Here is a 6,797-nt window from a genome sequence, read left to right on the forward strand (position 1 = left end):
TGGACGCTGCAGCGCGGCGCGCTGGCGTGGCGCGACGGCGCGGTGGCGGCGCGCGCGCTGCCGATCCGCCCGCTGGCGGGCGACCAGCCCTGGTACGAGCCCGCCGGGCAGGAACAGGCGCTGCCGCTGGCGGAATTCGACGCGGTGCTGATGCGCCAGGATCCGCCCTTCGACTTCGAGTACGTCACCGCCACCTGGTTGCTGGAAGATGCGATGCAGGCCGGCGCGCGGGTGTTCAACGATCCGCGCGCGATCCGCGACCATTCCGAGAAGCTGGCCATCACCGAATTTCCGCAGTTCATGGCCACCTCGCTGGTGGCGCGCGACGCGGTCGACATCCAGGCTTTCATCGACGAACTCGGCGACGTCATCCTGAAGCCGCTCGACGGCATGGGCGGTAGCCAGATCTTCCGTGTCAGGAAGGACGACCCCAACCGCAACGTCATCATCGAGACGCTGACGCAGGACGGCGCGCGCACGATCATGGCGCAGCGCTACCTGCCGCAGATCGCCGATGGCGATAAGCGCGTGCTGATCATCGGCGGCGAGGTCGTGCCCTATTCGCTGGCGCGCATCCCGCAGGCCGGCGAGACGCGCGGCAATCTCGCCGCCGGGGGCCGCGGCGTGGCGATGCCGCTGACCGCGCGCGAACGCGAGATCGCCGAATACCTCGCGCCCATCCTGTGGCAGCGCGGGCTGCTCATCGTCGGCCTGGACGTCATCGGCGGGCATCTCACCGAGATCAACGTCACCAGCCCGACCTGCATGGTCGAGATCGCGGCGCAGCAGGGCTTCGATGTCGCCGGGCTGGTCATCGACAAGCTGGAGCAGGCCTGCGCTTGATGGGCGCCACGATGCCGATGGCGCCGCGCGCGGCCGGCTGGCTGCGCCGCCTGGGCCTGCTCGCCTGCGTCCTGCTGCTGGGGGCATGCTCGCGCGCCGAGGTCTTCCACCATGAGGCTTTCGTGTTCGGCACGCGGGTCGATGTGGCCGTATACGCCGCGGACCAGGCCGCTGCCGATGCTGCGGCGCAGGCCGTGCTGCGCGAGTTCGACCGCCTCCATCGCGCCTATCACGCCTGGGAACCGTCGGAACTCACCGCGCTGAATGCCGCCATCGCGCGCGGCGAGGCGGCGACGGTGTCCGACGAACTGGCGGCGATGCTCAAGGACGCACAGCGCATCGCCGCCGCCAGCGACGAACTGTTCGACCCCGCGCTGGGCGCGCTGGTGGCCTTGTGGGGTTTCCACACCGATACTTTCGTTCCGGTCCGGCCCGACTCCGGCCGGCTCGCCGCGCTGCTGGCGGCGAAGCCGCGCATGGCCGACCTGATCATCGACGGCAATCGCGTCGCAAGCCGCAACCCGGCGGTGCAGCTCGATTTCGGCGGCTACGCCAAGGGCTATGCGCTCGACCGCGCCGCTGCCATCCTGAAGCAGCAGGGCGTGGCCGACGCGCTGATCAACATCGGCGGCAACGTGCTGGCGCTGGGGAAGAAGGGCGAGCAGCCGTGGCGCATCGGCATCCAGCATCCGCGCGAACCCGCGCCGCTGGCGTCCATGCCGCTGTACGACGGCGAGGCGGTCGGCACCTCGGGCGACTATCAGCGCTACTTCATGCTCGACGGCGAGCGCCATGCCCACCTGCTGGATCCGCGCACCGGCCAGCCGGCGCACGGCACGCAGTCGCTGACCGTGCTGGTGACGCCCAGGAGGGAGGCCGGAAACACCGGCGACGAGGGCACCGGCACGTTGTCCGATGCCGCCAGCAAGCCCGCCTACCTGGCCGGGGACGGCTGGCGCGAGCAGACGCGGCGCTTCGGCATCGACCACGCGCTGCGCGTGGCCGGGGATGGTCGCGTCGAGGTCACCAAGGCGCTGCGTGCGCGGCTGCAGTTCATCGGCGAGGTCAAGCCGGTCGTCGTCGATTGAGCTGGCCCCGGCAGCCGCACACCGGATCAGCGCCGTGGAGCGGGTTGGCTGTCGGGCGCGGCGGACCAGATGCGGTAGCGGATTTCCACGTCGTCCGGCGCATAGATGACGAGTGGCAGCTTGCTGTTGTAGCGCACCAGCTTGGGCTCGCCGCCGACCTGTACGAAGGCCTCCCTGCGGCTGTCTTCGGGGCAGGCCATCATGGTGCTGAACACGGGGCCGGTCCCGCTCAGTTCGTAATAGCCGTAGCCCCAGCCTTCGATCGTCTTGTCCTGCCACCGGCCGCCCATGCCGCGGGCGTTGCAGTCCACTTCCATCGTCTTGCCGGCGATCAATTCGACCTTGTGCTCGTTTTCATTCTGCAGCGCGGGCAGGTCGACGATGTAGCGGGCGTGGCCGTCGCCGGCCGGCGGCCAGGGGCCGGCCGCGCGGTCATCAGCCGTGGCGGCGCAGGCGCTCAGGGACAATCCCAGGGCAAGGGTGGCCAGGCTGCTGTGGGGTTTTTTCATCGGGATTCTCCGGTGTCGCTTCGTGTCGGAACTGCGGTGGGAATGTATATCAATGGGGCGGGTCAGGGCGTGGAAGCACTCGATGCGGTGGTGGCCCGGGCTTCTGTCGGTATGATTACGCGTTTCGCGCGCGGCCGGCTGGTCGCCGCCTTTTCCCGAGAATCCGATGCCGCCCAAGACCCAGCTCGACCGCCTCGCCATCGGCATGATGCTGCTGTTGTGTACGCTGTGGGGCGTGCAGCAGGCAGCGATCAAGATCGGCAGCCTGGGCATCTCGCCGGTGTGGCAGAGCGGGCTGCGTTCGGCCGGTGCCACGGTGCTGGTGTTCGGCTGGGCGTGCCTGCGCAGGGTGCCGCTGTTCGAGCGCGATGGCACGCTGTGGCCGGGGCTGCTGGCGGGCTGTCTGTTTGCTGCCGAGTTCGCGCTGATCTTTCTTGGCCTGCAGTTCACGACTGCTTCGCGGGGTGTGATCTTTCTCTACACCGCGCCTTTCTTCGTTGCCCTGGGGGCGAAACGGCTGCTGCCGAACGAGCGCATGCGGCGCGCGCAGTGGCTGGGCATGGCGCTGGCTTTCGTGGGGGTGCTGGTGCTGTTCGGCGAGAATCTGCTGCGGCCGGCAGGGCAGGCGTGGGTCGGCGACCTGATGCTGGTCGGTGCCGCCATGCTGTGGGCCGCGACCACCCTGACGGTGAAGGCCACGGCTCTGGCGCGGACCTCGGCCGAGAAGATGCTGCTGTACCAGTTGGCGGTGTCGGCGCTGGTGCTGGTGGTGCTGTCGTGGCTGCTGGGCGAGCCGGGCGTGTTCGCGCCGGTGCCGATGGTGTGGGCGAGCCTGGCTTTCCAAATCGTGCTGGTGGCCTCGGCGAGCTATGTGGCCTGGTTCTGGCTGATCCGCCATTATCCGGCGACGCGGCTGTCGTCGTTTTCCTTCCTGACGCCGGTGCTGGGTGTGCTGGCGGGCGGCTTGCTGCTGGGCGAGACGCTGACGCCGGCGGTGTTCGCTGCGCTGGGGCTGGTCGGCGCGGGCATCTGGATCGCCAATCGCTAGGTGGTGCGGCCGGGTTAGGGGCGCGCGGGGGCGATGTCGCACCAATCCACCTCTAGGGTTTGGCCCGGCTTGTCGCCGACCAGGGCATGGAACGCGCCGTCCGGGCGGCCGAAGACCAGAGGGACGTCGGCCAACGGCGGGCCGGCCATCCCGGGCGTCTGGCGGGACGATGCCGGGGCACTTGTGATTCGGGGCGTCCTCCTGTAGTGAAGAGCTTTTCTTGTCTGGAGCGCAGCCATGTCCCGTCCCGTCGTCGAGTTCTGGTACGAGTTCGCGAGTACCTATTCCTGGTTGTCGGTGATGCGCATCGAGCCGCTGGCGGAAGCGGCCGGGGTGCAGGTCGAGTGGAAGCCTTTCCTGCTCGGGCCGGTGTTCATGGCCCTGGGCTGGAACGATTCGCCGTTCAACATCTATCCGCCCAAGGGGCGCTACATGTGGCGTGACCTGGAACGCCTGGCCGCGCGCTATGGCCAGCCTTTCCGCAAGCCGAGCGGCTTTCCGCGCAACAGCCTGCTGGCGGCGCGGGTGGCGCTGGTGGGCGTGGAGGAGGGCTGGGTAGCGCCGTTTTCGCGCGCGGTGATGAGCGCCAATTTCGCGGAGGACAGGGACATCGGCCAGCCTGCGGTGATCGCGGACATCCTGTCGAAGCTCGGGCTGGATGCCGATGCGGTGATCGAGCGTGCGCAGTCGGACGACAACAAGCACGCCTTGCGCCGCCAGACTGAGCATGCGGCCGAGCTCGGCCTGTTCGGCGCGCCGAGCCTGCGCGTGGGCGAGGAGCTGTTCTGGGGCAACGACCGGCTGGAGGATGCGCTGGACTGGGCGCGCGGCCTGCGGCCGGCGTGAGTCAGTGAGTCACTTTTTCTGCGCGGCCTGCTCTTCTTCGTATTTGCGGATGCGCTCTTCGTAACGTGCGCGGTCGCGGGCGGCCGCTTCGGCGCGCGCGCCGGCCTCGGCCTCGGTTTCGGCCCGTTTGGTGGCGCGCTCGGCATCGCGCGCGGCGCGTGCGGCCTGTTCGCCGGCCGCAGCTTCGCTGGCGGCGCGGGCGCGCTCGGCACGGATGCGTTCCGCCTCGGGCGCGGGGGCGATGCGGGCGTCGGGTGCCGGCACCGGAGTGGCGGTGGCAGCGGGCGTCGGTACGTCGGTGGAAGGCTTTGCTGCCTCGGCCGGAGGGGCGGTGCGCTGGGCGGCCTGGACTTCGGCGGCGGCGCGCTGGCGCTGGGCGAGGTCGATCTGGCGCGCTTCGGCTTCGAGCGCGCGGGCGCGCTGGATGGTTTCGAGGCGTTGCTGCCGGGCCTGGTCGATGCAGCGGTTGACCAGGAACTTGCGGTAGCAGCCCGCCTCGGTGGCGGCAAAGGTGGTTTCGGCTTCGTTGCGCAGCACCTTGGCCCGGGCTTCGAGTTCGGTCCTGCGCGCATCCTCGGCGGCGCGTTCGGCAGCCGCCCGCGGCGGCGTATCGGGCGGAATCGGGGCCTGTGCAGACACGGCGGGCGGCAGCGACAGCAGGGCGGCGGCAGACAGCGACAACAGGGTGCGGGGCAGGGCGGGGATGAAGCTTGGGCGGGACATGCGCGCAGGTTTCCGGAGACGATTCGCTTGGCGCGTAGAATAGCGCCTTTATTTCGATTCGCGGCCGCCCGGTTGCGTTTTACGTTCGTGATCAGTCTTCGCAATTTGCGCCTCGCGCGTGGCGCCAGGGTCCTCGTCGAAGGGGCCACGCTGCAGATCCACCCCGGCTGGAAAGTCGGCCTGACCGGCGCCAACGGCAGCGGCAAATCCAGTCTGTTCGCCATGCTGCGCGACCAGCTCCATCCCGACCAGGGCGACTTGGAGATGCCGCCGGGCTGGGTGATCGCCCACGTCGCGCAGGAAACCCCTGGCCTGCCGCAGCCGGCGATCGACTATGTGCTCGACGGCGATGCCGAACTGCGCCGTATCGAGGCCGACCTCGCCGGGGCCGAAGCCGACCACGACGGCGGGCGCATCGGCGAGTTGCACGCCCGCCTGCACGAGATCGGCGGCTATGCGGCGCGTTCGCGCGCGGCGGCGCTGCTCGACGGCCTGGGCTTCCTGCCGTCGGACATCGAGCGCCCGGTGGCGGATTTTTCCGGCGGCTGGCGCATGCGGCTGAACCTGGCGCAGGCGCTGATGTGCCGCTCCGACCTGCTGCTGCTGGACGAGCCGACCAACCACCTCGACCTGGACGCGGTGATCTGGCTCGAAGCCTGGCTGCGCGACTATCGCGGCACGCTGCTGCTGATCTCGCACGACCGCGAATTCCTCGATGCCTGCATCACCCACATCGCCCACATCGAGCAATTGCGCCTGACGCTGTACTCCGGCGGCTACTCCGATTTCGAGCGCCAGCGCGGCGAGCGCCTGCTGCAGCAGCAGGCGATGTTCGACAAGCAGCAGCGCGAGATCGCGCACATGGAAGACTACATCCGCCGCTTTCGCGCCAAGGCCACCAAGGCACGCCAGGCGCAGAGCCGGATCAAGGCGCTGGAGCGCATGGAGCGCATCGCCGCCGCCCACGTCGATACGCCTTTCAGCTTCGCCTTCCGCGACGCGCCGCCGGCCCCGGATCCGCTGCTGCAGATCGAGGATGGCGCGGTCGGCTACGGCGCCAAGACCGTGCTGGAGCGCATCACGCTGACCTTGCGTCCCGGCGAGCGGGTCGGCCTGCTGGGCCGCAACGGCGCGGGCAAGTCGACATTGATCAAGCTGCTGGCCGGCGAACTCGCGCAGGCTGGCGGCCGCCGGCTCGAAGGCAAGGGCCTGGCGACGGGCTACTTCGCCCAGCACCAGCTCGAAACCCTGCGCCCGGACGAGTCCGCGCTGCAGCACATGACGCGGCTGGACCCGCACGCGCGCGAGCAGGAACTGCGCGACTACCTCGGCGGCTTCGACTTCCGCGGCGACGGTGTGGGCGGCACCTCGACGCCGGCGACCACGCCCTGCGGGCCTTTCTCGGGCGGCGAAAAGTCGCGCCTGGCGCTGGCGCTGCTGATCTGGCGGCGCCCCAACCTGCTGCTGCTCGACGAGCCCACCAACCACCTCGACCTGGAAATGCGCCATGCGCTGACGATGGCGCTGCAGGACTATGAAGGCGCGATGGTGCTGGTGTCGCACGACCGCGCGCTGCTACGCGCCACCTGCGACCGCTTCGTGCTGGTCGATGGCGGGCGCATCCAGCCCTTCGACGGCGATCTCGACGACTACCGTGACTGGCTCGCCACCCGCCGCGCCGAGATCGCCGCCGCTGCTTCCTGCCCCGACCAGGCCGCCGACAAGGCGGCGCGCAAGGCC

Annotated in this window: 7 protein-coding genes; 5 read left to right on the forward strand and 2 right to left on the reverse strand. The window is 69.8% G+C overall.

The annotated features are described in order from the left end of the window. Positions 1-843 (forward strand): glutathione synthase (gene gshB, locus C666_RS18020; RefSeq protein WP_004347166.1); only part of this gene is annotated, 843 nt, incomplete at its 5' end. After that, positions 843-1,931, forward strand: coding sequence for an FAD:protein FMN transferase (locus C666_RS18025; protein ID WP_004347167.1), 1,089 nt, complete (start codon positions 843-845; stop codon positions 1,929-1,931). The genes gshB and C666_RS18025, both read left to right, overlap by 1 nt. Positions 1,932-1,957: 26 nt before the next feature. Here the strand turns inward: C666_RS18025 and eco are convergent, their stop codons facing one another. Continuing rightward, the gene (gene eco / locus C666_RS18030) at positions 1,958-2,440 is read right to left on the reverse strand and encodes a serine protease inhibitor ecotin (RefSeq protein WP_004347170.1); all 483 of its coding nucleotides are present in this window, start codon (positions 2,438-2,440) and stop codon (positions 1,958-1,960) included. A gap of 166 nt (positions 2,441-2,606) precedes the next feature. On the opposite strand from eco, the gene C666_RS18035 reads away from it, so the two are divergent. Together C666_RS18035 and C666_RS18040 are read left to right on the forward strand one after the other, a co-directional pair. Next, a complete protein-coding gene (locus C666_RS18035) occupies positions 2,607-3,488 on the forward strand; it encodes a DMT family transporter (RefSeq protein ID WP_004347171.1) in 882 nt (293 codons plus the stop codon). A gap of 237 nt (positions 3,489-3,725) precedes the next feature. Beyond that, on the forward strand, positions 3,726-4,334 hold the full coding sequence (locus tag C666_RS18040; RefSeq protein ID WP_004347173.1) for a 2-hydroxychromene-2-carboxylate isomerase: 609 nt from the start codon (positions 3,726-3,728) through the stop codon (positions 4,332-4,334). Positions 4,335-4,343: 9 nt separating this feature from the next. Here C666_RS18040 and C666_RS18045 read toward each other — a convergent pair whose 3' ends face one another. After that, on the reverse strand, positions 4,344-5,057 hold the full coding sequence (locus C666_RS18045) for a hypothetical protein (protein WP_004347174.1): 714 nt from the start codon (positions 5,055-5,057) through the stop codon (positions 4,344-4,346). Between the two features lie 87 nt (positions 5,058-5,144). Here C666_RS18045 and C666_RS18050 point away from each other — a divergent pair. After that, the coding region (locus tag C666_RS18050) for an ATP-binding cassette domain-containing protein (protein WP_039919490.1) at positions 5,145-6,797 on the forward strand (1,653 nt) is incomplete at its 3' end.

Source organism: Thauera linaloolentis 47Lol = DSM 12138 (genome assembly GCF_000310205.1).
GTDB lineage: Bacteria > Pseudomonadota > Gammaproteobacteria > Burkholderiales > Rhodocyclaceae > Thauera > Thauera linaloolentis.